Source organism: Algoriphagus sp. Y33, assembly GCF_014838715.1.
GTDB lineage: Bacteria > Bacteroidota > Bacteroidia > Cytophagales > Cyclobacteriaceae > Algoriphagus.
In genome coordinates this window covers 4256618-4277639 of sequence record NZ_CP061947.1, presented here as the reverse complement: position 1 = coordinate 4277639, position 21022 = coordinate 4256618, and the positions used below count along the sequence as shown (strand labels likewise).

21 protein-coding genes are annotated in these 21022 nt (G+C 42.5%); 7 read left to right on the top strand and 14 right to left on the bottom strand.

The window, feature by feature from the left end:
- Positions 1 to 66: 66 nt before the first annotated feature.
- The 4 genes from ID165_RS17135 to ID165_RS17120 all read left to right on the top strand — a co-directional run bounded on the left by ID165_RS17135 (position 67) and on the right by ID165_RS17120 (position 4082).
- On the top strand, positions 67 to 1119 hold the full coding sequence (locus tag ID165_RS17135) for a M42 family metallopeptidase (RefSeq protein WP_192346351.1): 1053 nt from the start codon (positions 67 to 69) through the stop codon (positions 1117 to 1119).
- Positions 1120 to 1152: 33 nt separating this feature from the next.
- A complete protein-coding gene (locus tag ID165_RS17130) occupies positions 1153 to 2190 on the top strand; it encodes an App1 family protein (protein ID WP_225586813.1) in 1038 nt (345 codons plus the stop codon).
- A 19-nt stretch (positions 2191 to 2209) separates the two neighbouring features.
- A complete protein-coding gene (locus ID165_RS17125; protein WP_192346349.1) occupies positions 2210 to 3115 on the top strand; it encodes a diacylglycerol kinase family protein in 906 nt (301 codons plus the stop codon).
- A gap of 163 nt (positions 3116 to 3278) precedes the next feature.
- Positions 3279 to 4082, top strand: a complete 804-nt coding sequence (locus ID165_RS17120; protein ID WP_225586811.1) for a DUF1080 domain-containing protein — start codon at positions 3279 to 3281, stop codon at positions 4080 to 4082.
- A gap of 393 nt (positions 4083 to 4475) precedes the next feature.
- On the opposite strand, the gene ID165_RS17115 is transcribed toward ID165_RS17120, so the two are convergent.
- On the bottom strand, positions 4476 to 5366 hold the full coding sequence (locus tag ID165_RS17115) for a winged helix-turn-helix domain-containing protein (protein WP_192346347.1): 891 nt from the start codon (positions 5364 to 5366) through the stop codon (positions 4476 to 4478).
- 101 nt (positions 5367 to 5467) lie between these two features.
- On the opposite strand from ID165_RS17115, the gene ID165_RS17110 reads away from it, so the two are divergent.
- Genes ID165_RS17110 through ID165_RS17100 form a run of 3 tightly spaced genes read left to right on the top strand, consistent with a single transcriptional unit; the run spans position 5468 to position 7825 of the window.
- Positions 5468 to 6109 (top strand): YceI family protein, encoded by a 642-nt coding sequence (locus tag ID165_RS17110; RefSeq protein ID WP_192346345.1) that lies wholly within the window; start codon positions 5468 to 5470, stop codon positions 6107 to 6109.
- A gap of 10 nt (positions 6110 to 6119) precedes the next feature.
- On the top strand, positions 6120 to 7247 hold the full coding sequence (locus tag ID165_RS17105; RefSeq protein ID WP_225586809.1) for a two-component regulator propeller domain-containing protein: 1128 nt from the start codon (positions 6120 to 6122) through the stop codon (positions 7245 to 7247).
- A 5-nt stretch (positions 7248 to 7252) separates the two neighbouring features.
- Entirely contained in the window at positions 7253 to 7825 is a 573-nt protein-coding gene (locus ID165_RS17100) for a hypothetical protein (protein WP_192346344.1), read from the top strand.
- Between the two features lie 1087 nt (positions 7826 to 8912).
- Here the strand turns inward: ID165_RS17100 and ID165_RS27150 are convergent.
- The 13 genes from ID165_RS27150 to ID165_RS17040 all read right to left on the bottom strand — a co-directional run bounded on the left by ID165_RS27150 (position 8913) and on the right by ID165_RS17040 (position 20666).
- Positions 8913 to 9443 (bottom strand): Gfo/Idh/MocA family protein, encoded by a 531-nt coding sequence (locus tag ID165_RS27150; protein WP_370539703.1) that lies wholly within the window; start codon positions 9441 to 9443, stop codon positions 8913 to 8915.
- A gap of 17 nt (positions 9444 to 9460) precedes the next feature.
- Positions 9461 to 10015, bottom strand: a complete 555-nt coding sequence (locus tag ID165_RS27145; RefSeq protein WP_370539702.1) for a Gfo/Idh/MocA family protein — start codon at positions 10013 to 10015, stop codon at positions 9461 to 9463.
- Between the two features lie 155 nt (positions 10016 to 10170).
- The gene (locus tag ID165_RS27140) at positions 10171 to 10419 is read right to left on the bottom strand and encodes a DUF5615 family PIN-like protein (protein WP_192346342.1); all 249 of its coding nucleotides are present in this window, start codon (positions 10417 to 10419) and stop codon (positions 10171 to 10173) included.
- Positions 10416 to 10637, bottom strand: coding sequence for a DUF433 domain-containing protein (locus ID165_RS17085; protein ID WP_192346340.1), 222 nt, complete (start codon positions 10635 to 10637; stop codon positions 10416 to 10418). The genes ID165_RS27140 and ID165_RS17085 overlap by 4 nt, the downstream gene beginning before the upstream one ends.
- 76 nt (positions 10638 to 10713) lie before the next feature.
- Entirely contained in the window at positions 10714 to 11484 is a 771-nt protein-coding gene (locus ID165_RS17080; RefSeq protein ID WP_192346338.1) for a 3-ketoacyl-ACP reductase, read from the bottom strand.
- A complete protein-coding gene (locus ID165_RS17075) occupies positions 11481 to 12926 on the bottom strand; it encodes an NADH:flavin oxidoreductase (protein WP_192346336.1) in 1446 nt (481 codons plus the stop codon). Before ID165_RS17075 ends, ID165_RS17080 begins: the two co-directional genes overlap by 4 nt.
- The gene (locus ID165_RS17070) at positions 12923 to 14302 is read right to left on the bottom strand and encodes a glycoside hydrolase family 88 protein (RefSeq protein WP_192346334.1); all 1380 of its coding nucleotides are present in this window, start codon (positions 14300 to 14302) and stop codon (positions 12923 to 12925) included. The genes ID165_RS17075 and ID165_RS17070 overlap by 4 nt, the downstream gene beginning before the upstream one ends.
- Positions 14292 to 15704, bottom strand: a complete 1413-nt coding sequence (locus ID165_RS17065; protein ID WP_192346332.1) for a sodium:solute symporter family protein — start codon at positions 15702 to 15704, stop codon at positions 14292 to 14294. Before ID165_RS17065 ends, ID165_RS17070 begins: the two co-directional genes overlap by 11 nt.
- The gene (locus tag ID165_RS17060) at positions 15701 to 15913 is read right to left on the bottom strand and encodes a hypothetical protein (protein ID WP_192346330.1); all 213 of its coding nucleotides are present in this window, start codon (positions 15911 to 15913) and stop codon (positions 15701 to 15703) included. Before ID165_RS17060 ends, ID165_RS17065 begins: the two co-directional genes overlap by 4 nt.
- Before the next feature lie 220 nt (positions 15914 to 16133).
- Positions 16134 to 18434: an FdhF/YdeP family oxidoreductase gene (locus ID165_RS17055; RefSeq protein WP_192346328.1), complete on the bottom strand. Its 2301-nt coding sequence runs from the start codon at positions 18432 to 18434 to the stop codon at positions 16134 to 16136.
- A gap of 150 nt (positions 18435 to 18584) precedes the next feature.
- Positions 18585 to 18905, bottom strand: a complete 321-nt coding sequence (locus tag ID165_RS17050; protein ID WP_192346326.1) for an MmcQ/YjbR family DNA-binding protein — start codon at positions 18903 to 18905, stop codon at positions 18585 to 18587.
- A 109-nt stretch (positions 18906 to 19014) separates the two neighbouring features.
- Entirely contained in the window at positions 19015 to 19644 is a 630-nt protein-coding gene (locus tag ID165_RS17045) for an NAD(P)H-dependent oxidoreductase (protein ID WP_192346324.1), read from the bottom strand.
- A 128-nt stretch (positions 19645 to 19772) separates the two neighbouring features.
- Entirely contained in the window at positions 19773 to 20666 is an 894-nt protein-coding gene (locus ID165_RS17040; protein WP_192346322.1) for a DUF808 domain-containing protein, read from the bottom strand.
- Positions 20667 to 21022: the final 356 nt, after the last annotated feature.

Genomic DNA, 21022 nt, shown 5'->3' with positions numbered 1-21022 from the left:
GACCTCTGTGCAAACCTTAGTGCTCTCAGTGGATAAGATGGACTTTCAGTAAAAAAAACATAGAAAATGGATATAAACGTAGCCCTTTTAAAAGAAATCTGTGAAATCGCCGGAGCTCCCGGTTTTGAGAAAAGAGTTCGTGATCTCGTAGTTGATTTGGTCACTCCACTGGCGGATGAAATCAGAATAGATAATATAGGCAATGTGATTGCCTTAAAAAAAGGCAAGAGAAACCCGGATGGTAAGCGGGTGATGGTCGCCGCCCATATGGATGAAATCGGATTTATTGTTACCCACGTGGATGAGAATGGATTTTTAAGATTTCATACCCTAGGTGGTTTTGATCCTAAGACGCTTACTGCTCAGCGCGTGATTGTACACGGGAAAAAGGATTTGGTAGGTGTGATGGGGAGTAAACCTATCCATGTGATGTCAGCAGAGGAGAAAACCAAGCTTCCAAAAACTACGGATTTCTTCATTGACTTGGGAATGAGTAAGGAGGAAGTAGAAAGGTACATCACTGTAGGAGATCCGGTAACCAGGGATAGGGAGCTGATTGAGATGGGAGATTGTGTGAATTGTAAATCAATTGACAACAGAGTGGCTGTATTTATCCTGATCGAGACACTGAAGCAACTGGAAAATCCCGCTTATGATGTCTATGCGACCTTTACCGTACAGGAAGAAGTCGGCCTTCGCGGTGCAAATGTGGCTGCCCACGGCATTAATCCTGATTTCGGCATTGCTCTGGACACTACGATTGCCTTTGACGTCCCCGGGGCACAGGCTCATGAGAAGGTGACTGAACTTGGGAAAGGTACTGCCATCAAAATCATGGATGCTATGACAATATGTGATTATAGGATGGTGGATTTTATGAAGCGGACTGCGGATAAATCCCAGATCAGGTGGCAGCCTGAAATTTTGGTAGCCGGCGGTACAGATACGGCCGGAGTGCAGCGCATGGGTAAGCAGGGGGCGATAGCCGGAGCGATTTCCATTCCTACCAGACACCTACATCAGGTGATAGAAATGGCCCATAAGAGAGATATTGCTGATTCAATTGCTCTGCTCAAGAGTTGCCTTGAGCACATTGATGGATACGACTGGAAGCATTAAGTTATGGGATTTAGGAGCTGTAATTCTTGTTAAATGAGAAGTTTACTCATTACTATCTGCGTGATTTTTGCGTTACTATCGGTATACCAACTATCAGAATATTTGATGAGTATTAGTAAAAAGGATAAAATCAAAGTAGAACCTTTTTTAGCCTTCGGAAATGACACGGAAGTTTTTTTCAAAGGAAGAGTAATCAAGGTTTATACACAGAAACGACCATCTTCCCGCAATAATTGGCTATCAAATATCTTAGCGGCGGTGAAAAGATACTCAGGATCATCTGTCGCTCTTGCTAAGGTGGAAATCACTTTTCAGGGGAAAAACTATGTGGTATCCTCCGACGAGGATGGGGTGTTTGAGTTACAGATCGGGGATTCCAAACCCGGTACAGATGTGGTTGAACAAGCGACTTTTCAGGTATTGGAGCCTGTCACAAAGAAATCCCTCCTTGCTTACATGAATGTGAGTAGATTTTCAGGAAACACAGGAGTAATCTCCGATATCGACGATACTATAATAATCTCACACTCCACAGAGATCGGAAAGAAATTTTGGCTATCGATTTCGAAAAATGCCTATACCAGAAGGCCTTTGCCAGGAGTGTCAAAATTCTACAGGAAGATTACAGAAGGCACGACTTTACCTATTTTTTACGTGTCTAGTAGCGATTGGTCATTATATGATCTGATCAAAGATTTTCTACGTTACAGGCACATTCCTGATGGGCCTATTTTGCTCAAGGATAAGCATATAAACCTCAAAAATATCTGGAAATCAGGAGGTGGGGATCATTCTCACAAATTACAAAAAATCGAGCATCTTATGGAGATGTTTCCTGAGATGCAGTTTTATTTAATTGGAGATAGTGGGCAGCACGATCCTGAGATTTATGCCCAAGTGATTCAGGATTACCCGGGAAGGGTTAAGGATGTTTTTATAAGGGTGGTAGGACAATTGGATTCATCAAGAATAAGTGAACTGAAAAAACTTCACGGATTTGATCACTTTCATTTCATCGAATCGTCCGATGAGGCAATAGAAATAGTAGAAAAGGAATCAATCATCACTTAGTTTGCAATCTGAGCTCAACATGGGTAAAAAATGTTTGTTAATCTATAATCCTATCTCCGGGAATGACTCTATTACTGATGTCGAACTTCTAGAGATGGCAGCCGCCAGATTGCCCGGTTCCAATGTGGAACTATGGGAGACTACAGGAGAAAATGATGAAGACAAAATCTTGGCAAAATACAAGCAGTCAAGTCCTGATTTTGTTTTGATTGGTGGTGGGGACGGCACAGTCAAACTGGTGGCTAAATGCCTTAAGGAAGCTGCTGTTCCCATGTGCATCTTACCGCTGGGTTCAGCCAATGGGCTGGCAAAATGCATGGGGATCAATGATTTGACAGATTCATGGGAGGCCGCTCTGGATTTTAATGTACACCCTATAGATGCGATCCACATTAATGGTGAACTATGCCTGCATTTAGCAGACTTTGGGATAAACGCCAATCTGATTCAGAAATTTGAACAGGATGAGTCACGGGGTATGCTTGGCTATGTAAAAAATTCATTTTCAGAGATTTTTGGTACCGAGACAATGAATTTTCGGCTGAGAATCGCAGAAGAGTCAGTTGAGATAAAAGCTAAAATGATTGTAATTGCCAACGGTGATCAATATGGCACAGGAGCAATTGTGAATTGCAAAGGAGTTATGGATGATGGTAAATTTGAGATTATTGCGTTCAATCCCAAAACCGCTGAGGATTATGTTCGGATAACCATGGCTTTTATCAAAGGGAATTTAGACGAGGTGGAGGGAATTCAGACATGGGTAGTGCAGGAGTGCCAACTTGATAATCCTGAAGGGGCAGAATTTCAGATCGATGGAGAACTTATGGAAACAGTAAAAACCATCACTGCTAAAATTGAAAAACATGCATTTCGATTTTTGGTTAGCAAATCCTTTACTGCTTGCCGTGCTTCCCCTGATTGAGTTCGCTCGTCCAAAACTTACTTTTTAAACCTAGGAAATCCTTAACTTTAACCTACCTTATGCGCCGCCTCTTTCTATATCAGTCATGAAGGAAAATGTGAGACAGGCATAATTGCGGGTAATCGTAATTTATTGTAATCTTTTTATATCAACTTTTAATTCCATGTTAAAAAAAGTATTTATAGGATTTCTGATGGGAGGCACCCTGATTTCTTGCAGTTCTGATAAAAAGGAAATCCAAGGAGCAGATGAGCCCAAAGCAGAGTGGATTGATATGTTTAATGGTAAAAATCTGGACAACTGGATTCCGAAAATCTATCATCATGAAACCGGTGAAAATTACCAAAACACGTTCCGTGTGACCGATGGTACGATAGCCGTGAATTATGATGATTATAATGAGGGCTTCAATGACCGCTATGGACATTTGTTTTATGAGAAGCCATTTTCTGCCTTTCATATGACCTGGGAATACAGATTTACCGACCAGTGGCTCGAAGATGCAGCCAGCTACACCTATAGAAATAGCGGGGTAATGTTTCACTCTCAGGCTCCTGAGACAATCTTGAAGGAGCAGGACTGGCCTATCTCTGTAGAATGGCAAATGCTAGCCGAGGAAGAAGAAGGCGTGGCCAGGCCTACGGGAAATATGTGTTCTCCCGGGACAGATGTATTCTTTGAAGGTGAAAAGGATCCACGCCATTGTATAAATTCCACTTCTCCAACTTTCAAATGGGATGAATGGGTGAAAGCAGATCTGATCGTGTATGGAGATTCACTAGTCATTCATTTGGTGAATGGAGATACAGTTTTGCAATACACCAAGCCTCAGGTTGGCGGTGGGGTAGCTGCCAATTTTGATCCTAAATACAAGGTGGATGGAACTCCCCTGACTGAGGGATACATTGGGCTGCAAAGCGAAGGACAGGGAGTGATTTTTAAGAATTTGAAGATTAAAGAATTGTAAAAGTATCAAGTAGCAAGACGTAAGTATCAAGATTTCAGATATAAGAGCCAAGAATTTAGAATAGAGATTGTATGAGTTAGACTCTTGATACTTCCATTGCCGTTGAACTTTCCATTGCCGCCGTTCGTGTCCTCACGAACGGCCTTTTACATGTGCCGTATAGCAGGAGATGAAAATCCACTGTGGGGGATCACCAACTACTAGCCAAAAGAACAAGAACGCCCATCATGAGGTGGAACCTGACTGCCGTCAGGCAAGTTCTGAAGGAAGTTGGCGGTAAAACTCTGCCACGAGAACCTGTTCGGCTCAGCGGGAGGAGGTTTCAAGGATGTGTGGAAAGAGTAAATGCCAAATTGAATTCTAGTAAGATCAGTTTGGAGCCTGAGGATCTTCTTAAGCGCTGATTTCAAGCATATATCCTTTGCCGCGTATAACAACAATGTTGATATTCGGATCAAATTCCAGCTTTTTTCTAAGTTTTGATATGAACATGTCCAGACTGCGTCCGACGATAACACCTTCGTCCTCCCATATCTCTTTTTGTAACCGGCTCCGCTCTATAACCTCGTTAGGAGACAAAGCAAAAATGTGCAATACACGGGTTTCAGTTCTGGTCAGGTCGATGGTATTTTCATTTATCATGAGCTTGCGGGTTGCTGCATCGAATGACATGGATCCCAATCTGATCAAACCCTTATTCCGACTGTAGTGTGAGAACCTCCTCGGTTTGACAGATCTCAAAAAAACTAAACCAACAAATGCTAAGGCAAAAAGGGATCCAAATAAGTACTCATTTTTAGCCAATGAGATACCCGTTGGTTTAAATTGAATGTTGACCGCGTAACATCCCATAGGTTGCCTTCTTCCTATACAGGCTATAATGTCATCCTTCTTGTTTTTTGAAATAGCATATCCAAACAATACACTGGCATTGGCAGGGTCGACTACGTTCACAACATAATCACGTGCAAACGGACCTTCGGCTAACAAACTTTGGATCGTATTTACAAGGGTGTCGGGTTGAAAACTAAGCTCATTCTCAAAACTGATCTGATATTCATTTTCAGCGATCTTTTTTACCGGAAGCACCCGTGATGTACTGTCGCCTGACTGTAAGAGCAGTTCATGCCCGATTTTTCGAAGAAGAACTTCCTGCCTGGCAAGATCAAAGTCATCACTGCCCAACATGCTGAAACCCACGCTGGCCAAAGAGATAAAGATAAGTAGTACCGATGCAAACAGGTAGTTGCGTTCTTCGGAGAGGAGGTTTTGCCTGAGATCCATCGTGTCAAAAGTTTATTTACAAAGTTTACATTTCTATTTACAATCGAAATTCATGTATCAAAAGTTACCTAAGTACTATTGTGGATCAGCTATGAAACTTTATGAACAACAAGTTATCCCTATTTTACTTATTTCTGGTTATTGCTCCTTTGCCCTTTGGTTGCAGCAAATCTGTAAAAGAGGAGACTAAAAATACCATAGCGGCAATCCCCGTTTCCTACGGAGAAAAATATAAGGTAGATACAAGCCAAAGTGTGGTAACATGGATAGGTACAATGGTACTTTCTCCTGAAGACCATATAGGGTATGTCTACTTATCCAAAGGTGAATTGCTGATTGAAAAAGGACAATTGGTGGGTGGTACTGCTGAAATTGATATGAATTCAATTGAATATGGTGACAAGGAGAATAAGAACACCCCAGTGAAACACCTGAAGTCGCCTGATTATTTTGATGTCGAAAAATTCCCCATTTCTACTATCGCAATTACCAAGGTTGATTCAGTGAATAGCAAGAACATACAAATTACAGGAAACCTGACGATTAAAGGTGTCACACGCTCTGTTACTTTTCCAGCAGTGATAGAAGTCAAAGACGGGATTGTCAAGGCGACAGGCAAAATCATCATCGACAGGACACAGTGGGGTATCCGCTATAGATCAGGGAAGTTTTACGATAATTTAGCTGATCAAGCTGTTTCGGACAATGTTGAATTCCAGATTAAGATAGTAGCAAGAAAATAAAAACTATAAAATGATAAAATTCTTTTCCCTCCCCATTCTATTCTTGATGCTTGTTCTGTTCACATCCTGTGGACAAGAGCAAACAAACGTACCACAAGATACTATCAAGACCAATAATGCAGGATACTCCGAGTCGCAACTTAATGAGGCGGATACCTCTAGGGTGCCTATGAATATAGTTCGGAATGTAAAACAAGCGAGTAACGGAGATATTTTGATTGCTTCTTATTCAGGCGTGTTTCGATACGATGCCCGCCTGCCGGACGGACAGGGAAAATCGTTTACCAATCTCACAAATAGTATAGTAGGTTCGCACACATTCTGGGATGTGCTGGAAGATCGAAAAGGAAATCTTTGGATTGCTTCTAAAGATTCAGGGGTTTATCACTTACCTGCCGGGCAGACAGACTTTCAACATTTTACAACAAAGGATGGGCTTGCCAGCAATATGGTGCTGCACATTTATGAAGACAAGGCCGGTAATATTTGGTTCGGACCAAGCCGATATGACGGGAAATCTTTTCGGACCTTTACCACAAAAGATGGATTTCCCACTAACAATATTCGCTTACTCTTTGAAGACAAAACCGGCAAGCTTTGGTTTGGTCCTCACAATGAAAATATGTTTGTATATGATCCCCGTCTGTCCCGATCGCTATCGGGAGGTGATATCGATAGCTATAGAGACGGACAAGGAAAGGGATTTACCGTTTTAAAAAACAAAGAGGACAAGGCGTTTAAAAACGTTTGGTCAATCATCGAAGATAAAAAAGGCAACATTTGGTTCGCTGACGTTTACGGTCTCTGGCGTTATGACGGCAGCACTTTTACACACGTGTCGGAGAGAGGTGCCTATTCAATAATCCAAGATAAAAAAGGAAATATCTGGACTACCGGTGAGGTCAAACTCTATTCGAATGTCTGGGTACTTTCACGATATGATGCAGAGACATTGTACGATAAAAATCCTACTGTAACCGAAATTTTTTCAGGACCACCTGCTCTTTTTGGGCTTTTGGAAGCGAAGGATGGAAGTATTTGGTTTGGCGCCGATGGCGTTTATCGTTATGAGGTTGGTTCAGACGGGAAGGGATATACCATCACGGACTTCAAAGCAGATTCACTATATCAATTCTGATAGATATGAAAAATAAAAGATACGTTTTGTCCTGCCTGATTATTCTGTTAACAGGAGTAATTTATTTTGCCGTACAGGCTCAACAACAAAATGACAGGCATCGCGCCAACTTTTCCGGTGAATGGAAATCCAACCAGTCGATAAGTATGGACGGAAATATTGTTTGCATATATGACGCGGGTGATCGTATGCGCTCTAAAACAATGAAAATAGCAGAGCAGGCAGATTTTCTAACCATAGAAGTACCAAATCCCTCTCCTGAAGCAGCCCTGGCTACAAGCCTGGAGAAATTGACCTTTGACGGTAGAGAAAGCCAAATTAATCCTGGTCCGGAAAGAGGGAAGAAGTTTACCGTAAAGTGGTCACCTGATGGGCAAACTATGACTGTTAACTCACTTGTACACCTGATGGTCCACACTCCTTATAAGGTAAATGCTCGGGAACAAATGCTTGTTTCCGTAACAGAGGTTTGGAAGTTGAGCAATGATGGCAAGTCTATTACTGTTCAGGCCAAAGCAAAAGAAAATTCTGAAGAAAACGAGCGTTTCTGGACGACCGTATTTGATAAAGCCAATTAGTATTGAATTACGTATTTGTGCAAGCCCGACCGACGTTTGGGCTTTTTTAAACATGCTTGTTTCCGGGTAATTCAATTACTGTCTTAGGGCTTTATAAATTAGTCTATCTCCTTGAAACTTACTGCCCCAAGATCCTATAGAGTTCCAGATTCATGTAATAATGCCCACCACTGATTTCTCTGCGCTCGACGATTCCCATAATTGCTCAAAAATATCCAAATCCCTAAAATATTGCCCTTCAATGGGGAGCTCGGGAAGATTGTTCCAAGGTTTGGTTCTATCTGGGTTAATCAGGTATGTCATTATCTAACCTTAAATTTTAGTGTCAACAACTATACTGACATTAAAATATTAAATTTTTGATGTATCCTTAGATGTAAGCCTTAGCATTAATGTTGAATTTTGGATCTCACATCAAATTACGAAAAATTTAATGTGAGATCTTGTGTTGCTCAATCAATTTTTATCCTCATAAAGCCCATCTCATCATCTATATTTTCAAAAATCCATTGCTTTCCATGTTTTGGTAGATATTCTATATTGCCTCCGTTCGTGTCACACGAACGGCTTTTTAATATAAGTTGTGGGCAATTCTGGAATTCAAAAACACAACTAATCCAATATTTATTCGTAATTTAATATTTGAAAAAATTGAAAACTATGGTAGTTTCAACAAAGCATTTACCTGACTTCAACGAATTACTTTTGACTTTGAAGAGTCAACTTCCACATTATTCAATTTATACATCATACTCCATACCTCAAAAAAGTATAATTGTGCGAAAATCTGGTACAGTTGGAGTACAAATAACCGTTCGTGATAACGAAATTTTTGTTGATGGATGTTGCCCTAACATTTTCATAGCATCCCTTATTGGGTTTTTAAGTGTAATTTTCCCGCCCTATCATAACTTCGAAATGAAGATTACAGATTTCTTGAGAAAGAAGTACAATTGAAGAAATTTTAAGCTGCCCATAACATCACCTTGAATCCAACAGGCAGTACTGAGTATATAAGAAAATCAGTTTCTTTAAGAAATTAGGAATAGGTTGGAAGAGAACGTATCCTACTTTCAATTTTCTCCCTCTACTTCAAATGCACCGTTTTACCTGTCTTGGCACTTTCTACGGCCGCAGACAAGATTTCTACTACGATCATATTGTTCTCAAGTGAAGGAAGGGCATACTCATCGAGAACAAGATCTCCATTGATTACAGCTAAAAACAGGCTAAATGGATCTTCAAAGGGTGTATTCTCATATTCTAATTTGAGTTTATTTTCCTCAAAATCGCTATAGCCTTCTGCTTTTCTCACGCTTAGATCCGTAGGGTTATCAGCATAGATAGAGCCTGTGAGTCCATAGATTTCCATGTCTTTTCTTCCAATTGGCCAATTCCATGAAGCCTGAATGATGGCCTGTGAATCATCATAATTAAGGATAATGGTTGCCTCATCGTCTACTTTCGGATTGTTTTCCGGCTGAAGCTGCTGAGTGACGGCGGTGACAGAATTAGGCTTTTTTCCATCCTGAAGCCAAGTAATCAAATTCGCTCCATAGCAGCCAAAATCAATAATTGCCCCGCCTCCATTTAGTTTTGGATCAGTCAGCCATTCCAAAAACTCATCACTTACGCCTATTTTTTTGGACCTTTGTGACCGTCTCGCACGACTACTTTTCGCAAGTCGCCCACTTCTCCCTTATTCAAAAGTTCGTAGGCTTTGAAAGTACTGGGATACCATGTGGTTTCGTAATTGGTGATCAGGTGGATGTTGTGCTTCTCCGCAAGTGTCTTCATTTTCTGAGCATGTTCCAGACTTACAGCCAAAGGCTTTTCCACCATCACATGAATGCCTCTGGGTGCACAGGCTTCGACGACCGCCAGATGATCATAGATGTTTCCAAAACCTGTCACAGCTTCAGGATTCGTTTTGTCCAGCATTTCTTCCATAGAGTCAAAGACCAAATCCATGGAAATTCCATGTTGCCCGGTAAGTCTCTTTGCTAACTCCCGATTGGGTTCGGCTATTCCCACGATCTCAAGATCAGGTCGGTCTTTCGCATTCAAAATCCAACCCACATGACCATGGGTAAGGCCTGCGACTCCGATTTTTGTTCGCTTCTGCTGCGCAAAAGTTTGAGTACTAAGAAGGGCTAAAATGAAGAAACTGAAAAGGAAGTGGGTTTTCATGGGGCTTGAAATCTAAAAAGGCGAGAATAGGGATAAACTCATTTAAGCGTATGGACTGACTTGTTTTTATTTTCCAATTAACTCTAGACAAGATAGGGGACTATCAATTTTAAAAAGGTCGATATCTCGCAAGTGATGTCTTAATAAAGATTCAATTACCAGAGTGGTTTGGACAATTGAACGAATCCAGATGATTTTGGAGGGTGATCCCAGACAAGGGAGAAATGATAGAAATCAGCGTCAAAGGTGACAATAATGAAATCTCCACTCTTTACGAATTCCCATATTTCTCGATCAGTAAAGCCTTCAATCCCTAATTCTCGTACTTGCTTCGCTTCTGGAAAGATATCTGAAAGATTTTTGACAATTCGATACGAAATGTTCTGGTCGAACAGTAGCTTCATGATGCAATTCCTAAGTGTTTTTCCCTAGTTGCAGCAAAAAACAGACATGCATTAATGCTTTCCAAGGATAATTCAGGGAAATCAGAAATAATTTCTTCTTTAGACATTCCACTTGCCAACCAATTTAAAACATCTGCTACCGAAATTCTAGTGCCGATGATTGATGGTTGACCAAATCTTTTGGATGGATTGATTTCGGTGTACTTGATGAATTCCATAGCTAAATGTCGTAAACTCAGATAAGAAAATCTACGAAATAATATTGATGATGTTCATTTCAATCTAAAATCACTCCTACATCCTCGCAATAGTCATTCCTCCATCTACGGAAATCACCTGACCGGTGGAATAGGGAAGATCACCCCGCACTAAAGCGGCAACCACTTTTCCGATGTCCTCAGGAACTCCCATCCTCGGCTCAAGCGTCATTCCGTTTTTTACACCTTGATGGTAAGTTTCACGTACTTTTTCGATCATATCTGTCTCTATTACTCCGGGGCGGATTTCATAAACCGGGATTCCAAACTCTGCCATTTTCACGGCCAAAACCTTGGATAGCATAGAAAGTGCTGATTTTGACATGCAATAAGAAGCTCGGGTCGTGGAGGCAACAGTGGAGGAAATAGAAGTGATGGTGATGATAGAAATTTCCGATTCAGGACTCGCTTTCTTCAAATCTGCCATCCATTTTGCGATAGCTTGAGTTAAGAAAAAAGTACCTTTTTGATTGATCTCCATGAGGTGATCATAGTCTTCTTCGGTAACTTCAAAAAAATCGCTTCTAGTTCTAGGAGCCACTCCGGCATTATTGACCAGAATATCGATTTTTCCAAATTTTGCCAACAATCCTTCAACAATCTCCTTACGATCCTCCCTGGAGGCAATGTTTCCTTGAAGGTACTCTACCCGAACGCCAAAGCCTTTCAGCTCCTCTAAGGCTTCTCTTACGTCCGCCTCTTCACGCACGCCATTGATTGCCAGATTAATGCCTTCTTCGGCTAATTTTCGTGCTATTCCCAAACCTATTCCACGTGAACCTCCTGTGACTAATGCTACTCGACTCATGATGTTTTGATAGTTTTAAGTGTTTCGTGTATTTCCATTTTCTTGTAAAAAGGATCCAATGGAAAGCAACCTGAAATCATTCCGTTTCTGGGGGCGGTGGTACAGTCTGAGAAAGTACGGCATATTTTTGCCCGCTTCATAGGAATTCCGTCTATGACATCAGCCGGTAATTCCGGATAGCTTAACACCATTCTGCCTAAACCTATAGAATCTGCTTTTCCCGTTTCCAGTACATTTTGAGCTACATTTGGCAGCCATTCCTGAAGATAAGAGTATCCTGAACCTACCACATAAAAGTTGGGAAATGATTTTTTTACCTCACTTACCGCGGCTATTTGTCTGGCTACTCCGTGAAGCGGATCTTCCGGGGGCATGTAGCCGTCCGAAGGGGGGAAGAGTGCGGGACGCTGAATATGGGGGTTGTAATAAGGACTGCCGGCTGTAGTGCAAAGTAATTCTATATCGAGTTTTTCAAGTTCCCTGAGGAATTGAAAAGACTCATCAAGATCTTCTCCCTGACCGGTTTCATTTCCTCCGAAGGCATAGGTGTAAGGGGCTTCAGTAGCAGGAATCCCAACGCCTTCCGGACCCTGCTTGAAAGGCACCCAGTCAAAAATGCTCATGCGAACACCAATCTCTAAGCCGGGTGCTTCGGCTCTGATTCCTGCTGTGATCTCCCGGATAAAGCGCGTCCGGTTTTCGATTGATTTACCGTATTTACCCTCACGGTCGTAAGCGCTGAGAAACTCATGTCCCAAATAGCCATGACAGTGCTTGATGTCAACGAATTTGTATCCGGTTTTTTGGGCTCGTACTGCCGCTATTACATAGGCATCGATCAACTCGGATATTTCTCCGTCAGTCATGAGTGGGTAGCCCTCCGCCAGACCAAATTTCTTATTCAATACCGGGTGGGAATACAGTATTTTAGGCTCCATTTTGGTCTTGCTGTTTGGTTTGCAGAATCTCCCTGAATGTGTGAGCTGCAAGCCCGTGAGCAAATCATCCGAATTCCCAAAGGCAAGCTTGTGTTCATGCTCCACCAGTTGATACAATTCCTCAAAATCACCGAGATTATTCTCATTTATCATCAATTGATTTGGATTTGCCCTGCCTGCCGGCTGAACGGCGACAGCCTCACAGCCCCAAAGTAATTTCGCACCGGAAATTGCAAAGTTCTTCCAGCGTCTTTTGGTGAGCTCGGTAGGCTTACCGTCAGTAGTGCCGTCCCAGCCTTCCATAGGCAAGATGCAGAACGCATTTCCTATAGAATTACCCACTCGTGTGGTGTGGGATTTCGCAAAAGCTGAAGTTGCTCCGGACTTTAGTTCTTCGTCAAATTCAAGAGCGATGCCCTCCTTGTTGAAGTGGTCACGGAGATTCTCCCCTGTTTTTAGCTGTGCGACCCGCGGATATTGCGGTTTGTATTTTCCGGTGCTCATAGGCTTACGCAGTTAAAGAAGCTGTAATAGTTTTCTCCATTATGCATCCGCTTCAGCAGTAGCGCCAACTCCCGTGCATGATAGTCTCCCCACATACAGGATTCTCCATAAGGAGCCTTAGTCGGATCAGGACGATAATCCCAGCCATTTGGCTGATGATAGATGGAGTGCAAAATCAAACCCTGATGCGTTGGGTCCGTGGATAGATAGGGCTCAGCGAATAGATTCTCTGCTAACTGAATTCCAACTTGAATGTATTTTTCTGACCGGGCAGGGTCTGTATTTTTTAGCCAGTTTCCTATACGGATAAATCCTTGTGCCGCAATGCAAGCCGCAGAGGAATCAATTGGTTCATGGGCGTTGAATGGATCTGATTTCGTGTTGAGGTAATCTCCCATTTTATCCAAGCCCGGCGCTCCCGTGTCCCAATAAGGAATGCCATCGGTCGGCGTATTGTTGAGGTAAAACTCTGAAGTTGCGATGGCGGCTTTGGAAAGTTCTGAAAGGAGATCTTTTTTGGAAATGATTGCTGAATAGTCGCTCTCGTCAATCTTGTCCAGAATTTCCAGCGTTTCGCCCAGTCCGCAGATGGCCCACGCCAGGCCTCTGGTCCAAGTGCTAAAGCCTGTATAGCCTTGCTGCGAATTTGGGCAGCGGTAGTTTCCGTCATTTGTATTGAAGATGATTTCATGGGTTGTTCTGCCCGATACATCATATGAGTCTCTGCCGTTGCCATAGAAAATAGAATAGCGAACCGTACTCAGAATATGCTGGATTGCCCGCTGAATGAGTGAGATTCGCTTGTCATTTTCTCCCTGCATCACATGTCCTAATGCATGGGAAACGACTAGAGCCCTACATGAACGGATCGTATCCACAAACAGGGAATGTGGCCCATTAAACGAATAGATGTATCCACCATCAGGAATAGAAGTCCAGCGCATTGCCTGTACTGCTCCGCTGACTTTTAGAGCCAGTTGATAGAAGTTTTTCTCCCAAGCCGCACCTTCGATTTTCCCCTCTTCTATCAGGCGGAGTAGATTTCCGTACGTACTGACATTGTTAAAGCCATGGTCATGAACACCCGTATGGGTGAGATGGGGAGCCATTTTGGATAGTGTGCTGTCTCTGCCTATTTTTAAAAACTGCTCATCACCTGTGGCATCAAACTGGAGAATTGCTGAGCCGTACTGAAAGCCTTGTGTCCATTCTGTCCAGCCACGGGTAACATACTTTCCTTTTTCCGTGAAAACCGGTGCGCCCTTATTGGGATCAAACGACTTTTCTATTTGTAGAATTTTTTCTCCGGAAAGCTCCCAAAATCTTTTTAGCGGCTGTTCCAATCGAGTTATGGAAATGGTTGAATCAAGCTTCATGAGTAGTTTTTTGAGTCAAATGATGGCGAAGCATCAAGGTAAAAGTTATTACAAAGAGTAGGCAATACATTAAGAAATCAAGCGGATATCCTGCGATAAGATTGGGGACCACCCCTACAAGCGACAGTACAAATGTGACTAGTGCGAATGAGGAAAGCCAGATCAGCTCTTTTGGAGGATGTTTGAAGATCACTGCACCCAGTACCACAGGTGCTATCATAGATGTGCCCGCAAAACTCACGCGCGCCAGCAATACCAATTCATCACTCATATAAGTGGAAAACACCAAAACGATCAGCGAGAATACCAAGATTGAAATCTTGGTGACCCGCATATTGAATTGGTCAGATCCCGAAAGCATGGATCTAAGCTCTGTGCCCAAGGCGAAAATCTGTGCATTGGTGGTAGATAGACAGGCAGCGAATAGTCCTACCACCGCCAAGGCGGCAACGGGCACAGCCTGATCAAATAACAGGGCATTGGTAAGGAAATCTGCGGTGCTTGCGTCAGGGTATTTGACTGCTCCATAGAGCCCGATAAAGGCAGTAGGTAATATTACCAGAATCGCGAAAATCCCCACTGCATAAGCCATTCTATGGACTGATTTTAGGTTTTTCATGACCACCAAACGGGTAGTGAATTGGGGCTGAGATACCGGTATCAGTACGATTGCTATCGCCGAAGCGATCAGGAACGGACTGGTGAACAGTCCATTTGGGCCGGGAAGTGTCAGTAGATCGGCATTGGTTTCGGATACTTTTGCAAGGCCGGATTCCAGTCCTCCGCTCATTTGGAGACAAGTCACTCCGATGATCCAAATCACTGTCAGCATGATCACGCCTTGGATTGCATCACTGTATACGATGGCCTTTAGTCCTCCGATCTCTGAATAGATAAGCATAATGAATACCAACAGTGCTGACCAAGACCAATAGGGGAGCATGTCAGGGAAGGCCGCATCCAAAAAGATGGAGATCCCACGGATTTGGATGGCTACGTAAGGTATCAGAAAGAGAAATGCACTGGCGAATACCAAATAGCCGGCAAAGGAATTTCCATAGCAGGATTTCATCAATCCTGCTACTCCTTTGTATCCGTTAATGGAGGCACGTTTTCTCAACGCATATCCAAACCATATCAGGAAAAAAACCATCAGGGCATCGGATAAAGCCAGAAATATCCAAGCACCAACGCCGTGAGTACGGAAGAAATCCGGCATTCCCATAAAGGTGAAGGCAGAGAATAATGCAGCAGAGAATGTCAAGAAACCTAAAATGGTACCTATGTTGGAACCTGCGAAAATGAAATCGTCCGAAGTTCTTCCTTTGTTATAGGAACGATAAGAAGCATAGCCCAGCATGGCCAGGAATAGCGTGAAAAAGAATATTAGCCATCCAATCATGGCTTCTTCGGATCTTCAAATGGAAAGAATTTAGATCCTAGAAATGTAGCAAACACCACCAGTACGTTAACCAGAAAACCGGTCCAAAAGGTGAAAGGAATACCGGTAAGTGTAGGCTCAAGTTTGTGCTCTTTGAATAAAAACAGGAAAGCGCCTACTGTCAAGATTATCACAGCAAGCACCAGTGTTTTCCATAGTTTGGATTTCATGGGAATGGATTAAGGTTATTTTGGATAATTCGGGTTTTACCTAAAAATTATTTTAAGTTTGGCTTAAAATAGCAATTATCTTTTTTAATACTAACCTGTGGTGGCTTGCTATATGGATTTTCTTACGAAATGGATTCCATGAAAAGACGTAAAATCTGTTAGTAGTGAAGCGTGAAATTTGTTTCACTATGTACATAAAGAGTGTCTTACCGGTTAATATTTAGCCGGCTTTTTCCACACTCACCCGAATCGATTTACTGATTGGCGTGTTGCTTTTGTCGGCGTATTCATGGATTGGAACCAGTGGGTTTGTTTCCGGGAAATAGGCCGCCAAATTCCCTTTGGGGATACAGTAGGGGATTATCAAAAATTGAAAGACTTTTCGCTCTTGACCGTCATAATTGCTTAAGATATTGACTACGTCCATTTTCTTTAGACTTTCCCGAGCCATATCAGCTTTATTCATAAAGAGGACTCTTCGTTCATTGTGGATTCCCCGGTATCGGTCGCCAAGACCATAAATAGTCGTGTTAAACTGATCGTGCGAGCGTATGCTCATCAACAAGTACTCATTTTCTTTCAGATCATGCACAGGAAGCTCGGTCTTGCTGAATTGGGCTCTTTTATTTGGAAGCTTGCTGAAATCCAAGTTTCTTACATTATTTGGGAGATAGTATCCAGAACCTGCAGACTTTGAGTTCATATCCTTAAATCCAGTGATCACTTCTCCTAATTTTTCCCGGAGCAATTCGTAATTTGAGCCGAGCAACTTCCACTTTACAGGATGATTATCCCTGAAATATGCCTCGGCAATACCGGCTACTATCTCAGGCTCACTTTTGATGTCGTCAGAAATTGGATCTAGAAAACCTTTGGACCGGTGGACTATGCCCATACTGTTTTCTACCGTGAAATGCCGTTGTTTTCCGTCTTTTAGATCCTTGTCAGATCTTCCCAGTGTAGGTAAAATCAGGGCTGTCTTCCCTGTGATTACATGACTTCGGTTTAGTTTCGTGCTGATCTGAACTGTTAGGTCGCAGTTTTGAAGTGCTCTGGCTGTGTATTCAGTGTCGGATGCAGCGGATACGAAATTTCCTCCCAAGCCTATAAATACCTTGGCTTTCCCTGTATGCATTGCGGGAATCGCCTTGACCACATCTACTCCTTCATGGGTCGGTGCATCGAAGCCAAAGACGTTTTTGATGGCCGAGTTAAGTTCTTTGGACACGTAATGCATAATCCCCACACTTCTATCTCCCTGTACATTGCTGTGTCCACGAACGGGACAAGTGCCTGCCCCGGGTTTTCCCAGACTTCCTTTCAGCAACAGAAGATTGACGCACTCTTTGATATTTTCTACGCCATTTTTATGCTGAGTCAGCCCCATCGCCCAGCAGATGATGATTTTGTTCTTTTTGGCCAAAAGTGCTACTGCCTCCTCAATCAATTGCTCTTCTACTCCGCACTTCTCCAGTAATTCCTGCTCATCATGTGTGTCCAGATGAGCTAGAAGGGACTCGTATCCTTCGGTGTATTTACTGATGAATTCATGATCAAATACATTGCCGTCGGATTTATCCAAGTCCATCAACTTTTTCTCAATCAATTTCAAAAGAGCCACATCCTGATTGATTTTTACCTGAAGAAAGATATCGGTGAGTCCATGTCCATTGAGCAGCATCCCGCTGATCTCTTGGGGATTTCGGAATCGGATTAGCCCAGCTTCCTGTAGCGGATTTATACTGATTATTTTTCCTCCGTTTCTCTTACATTTTTCTAAAGCTGAAAGCATTCTGGGGTGATTGGTTCCCGGATTTTGTCCGATTACCATGACAACTTCGGCCTGATCAAAATCTTCCAATTTTACGGAGCCCTTGCCTATTCCCAATGTTTCTGAAAGGCCAACACCGCTGGATTCATGGCACATATTGGAGCAGTCGGGCATATTGTTGGTGCCAAAAGCTCTGGCAAAAAGCCCGTACAGAAATGCAGCTTCATTGCTTGATCTGCCTGATGTATAGAAAATTGCTTGGTCAGGATTGTCTAATGCATGGAGGTGCTCTGAAATTACTCGAAAAGCTTCCTCCCAAGTGCATTCCTCGTAGTGATTCGAATTGGGCTTTAAGATCATAGGGGCAACTAAGCGACCGCTTTGACCGATTTTATAGTCTGACCACCGGGAAATTTCCTGTAAGGAGTAGTTTGAAAAAAAAGTAGGGTCAACCTCCTTTGATGTGGCTTCTTCCGCCAAAGCCTTTGCGCCGTTTTCACAATATTCTCCAAGTTTGGAGCGGTTTTCAGGATCCGGCCAAGCGCAGCCCGGACAGTCAAAGCCATCCTTTTGGTTCATATGGGAAAGTGCCCGGAAGGATTTAATGACTCCCATTTCTTTGAATGTATGCTGAAGGGCTACTTTCACGGCTGTAAAACCTGCCGCATATTCAGCCGGTTTTCTAAGATCAATTCCTGTAAACTCGGTGGAGCTTTGTGTTTGGATATTTTTTCGTGTAGGAGAGGGCATATTGTTGGGTTTCTCTGGGGAACTATCTTAATGGCAGTCAGAATGTGTAGAGATGAAGTAATTTCTATTCCGGTTTGTGCTTCGAATGTTCAGTAGACTAGCAGATAAACACGCTGAAAATCATTTTTAACGTGCTCTGTTCTGCTTTTTCTATTTATGTTTGGTGATTTCCGAATAGGCGGAAGTTAGGGCTTCATACAATACCTCTTTGGAAACCTTGTCAAGTTCAAAAGTCGTCCAGCCTTTTTCTCCCCACTTATTGGGAACAGGATAGATAGCTTCGGGCTCGTATTCACAAAAAGCACTTTGCTCTTCTAAAGAAAGAGCGAGGTTAGCTGAATTGCTTTTTTCGTGAAGTGAAGCAAATATCCGTCTTTTTGTCACTTTAAAGGCAGTTCTGTCAAAGTGGGGAGCACGTTCAGTCCCTGGGAGTGAGAGTGCCATTTGGGCAAATGACTCAGAGGTTATCATTGGGCGTAGTGTTTTCCCTCCTAAGTTCACTAATTCCCACTTAAAAGTAAAAAGCGTATCGAGTGCTTTACCCAATACGCTTTAGAAAGTACCGGAATAATTGTCCTAGTTAGATTACTGTTACGAATTTTTCTGTTGGAGTACGTACTTTTTTCATGTTGACCAGCCAGTCATTTTCCTCATTTCTATAGCCGAGTGGCAGTATGACCACGCTTCGAAGACCTTTGGATTTAAGGTCCAGAATTTCATCCAGTGCTGCAGGGTCAAAACCTTCCATCGGAGTAGAATCTACTCGCTGCTCAGCTGCTGCTATCAATGCGGTACCAAGGGCAATGTAAGCTTGTTTGGCAGTGTGGGTGAAGTTTTCTTCAGCAGTTTTAACTGTGTATGAACTCAATAGCTTGTTACGATATTCATCGGTAACGCTGTCGGGTAAGCCTCGTTGTTCATTGTTGAATTTGAAGACGCTGTTGATTCGCTCTGCCGTGTAATTGTCCCACGCTGCAAATACAAGCACGTGGGATGCGTCTGTGATCTGACTTTGATTCCACGCAATTGACCTGATTCTTTCTTTTATTTCCGGATCAGTGATTACCAGAATTTCATAGGGCTGCAATCCTGAAGAGGATGCTGTAAGTCTGACGGCTTCCAGTATGTAGTCAATTTTTTCCTGGGGAACAGGAGTTCCATTCATTGATTTGGTGGCATATCTCCAATTCAAATTTTCTAATACTTCCATGATTTCTTTGTTTAGTTTTGACGTTTTCAGCTTTCGCCAAAAAGCAATGATTACTAAACATAATCGCCTTCCGAAAGTTCCGTGTTTAGAAAATTAATGTATGTACACAGGGTTTTGCCGAAACACTCTTAATCTAATTGGCTGTTGCGACCTTCCTTTTTCTTAAAGAGTTTTTTGCCAAGTTCAACAATTAAAAATACGATAAAACCAACGACCAAGCCGACCAAAAGCTCTGTAATGATAGCGGGGAAGGAAGGGAAGAGGTGATGGAAGAAATCTAGATTATGCACGAAAATCCCTCCGGATACCAGTAGAAGGGCTATTGTGCCTATCAACCCCATGGCTTTGATGATTTTGGGAAGTGCGTTTACAAGCACTAGTCCAACCTTGTCTGAGAAGCTGTCTTCTTGCTTATTCATTGCTATCAACTTGTAGCCAAATTCGTCCATTCGTACTATTAGGGCTACTATTCCATATACGCCTGCGGTGGCTAAGAGAGCGATGACAGACACCACTATGATTTGTTCTAGAATAGGTTCGTTCACCACAGTGCCCAAAGCAATGATTACAATCTCTACAGATAAAATAAAATCAGTTACCACGGCGGATTTTATTTTTTCTTTTTCACATCGAAGTAATTCTTCTTCAGAGACATCCTCATCTATTACCGCTATTTTGGTATGCTCATGAGGCACAATGTATTCGTAGATTTTTTCTGCCCCCTCGTATGCGAGATAGAGCCCGCCAAGTATCAAAATAATTGTAACTACGGTAGGAACAAAAGCACTGAGCAAAAAAGCAAAAGGGAGAATTATTGCTTTGTTGAGTAGAGAACCCTTGGTGATGGCCCAAAGCACAGGTATTTCCCGATCAGAGACGAATCCCGAGGCTTTCTCAGCATTCACAGCCAGATCATCACCCAATATTCCGGCTGTTTTCTTAGCCGCTACTTTACTCATTACCGCTACATCGTCCATCAGTGTGGCGATATCGTCTAGCAATGCAAATATTCCTGAAGCCATTTTGTTTTATTGAAAACTTTTGAAAATTCCTTTCACTACATCGCAATCGGGAGTGAATGTACTCTGCTCCTGTTGTGCTTACAAATAAAGATTATGCCTATGGGAAAATTAGCATAATGCCCTAAATTTTTCCTGATTATTGGAGGGTATCTCCGGTACTAAACCACTAATCAAGTCATGATTCAGGCTGGTTTAGTTCACTTCAAGAGTATTCGTTTACTACTGGACTCCAGAAATGATTAAGACACTTTGGGCATGGATTTGAGAAGATGGCGACACATAATTTCTTATAGGAAAAGAGTTGATTTGAGGCTTAAGAAGACAAAATCAAATTAGATTTGTGCGCAAATTGAAAA